The 373-nt window shown below is 30.6% G+C and carries 1 protein-coding gene; it reads left to right on the top strand.

Going from position 1 to position 373, the window contains the following annotated elements; translation table 11 throughout:
* On the top strand, window positions 1-357 hold a 357-nt coding region (locus EZH24_RS13580), incomplete at its 5' end, for a type I restriction enzyme endonuclease domain-containing protein (RefSeq protein WP_137999499.1).
* Window positions 358-373: the final 16 nt, after the last annotated feature.

The raw sequence follows: 373 nt of genomic DNA, 5'->3' as shown, positions 1-373 counted from the left end.
ATAGAGGTAATAGATGAGCTTTTAAATATGGCTAATGACTTGGACAACCTAGAAAAAGAAGCTAAAAGTTTGGGACTTACAAATGAAGAAAAAGCGATATATGATGCCATATGCAGTCCTATGAATAATGATTATAATAAAGAAGAAATAAAGACTATGGCTAAAGAACTGTCATTGATAGTACAAAATAACGCTGAAGAGATAGACTGGCAGTACAAGGAATCTACAAAGGCAAAAATGAAAATGGATATAAAAAGGTTTTTGAAGCTGCATAAATATCCCAAAGAAAAAGAAAATGAGGCATTGGATAATATATTAAAACAGGCTGAAAATTACACGTCATTAAGGTACAGCTAATATATGTATTATACTT

It is taken from the genome of Brachyspira catarrhinii (assembly GCF_005518285.1).
Classification (GTDB): Bacteria; Spirochaetota; Brachyspiria; order Brachyspirales; family Brachyspiraceae; genus Brachyspira; species Brachyspira catarrhinii.
This window is presented reverse-complemented; position numbering and strand designations above follow the sequence as displayed.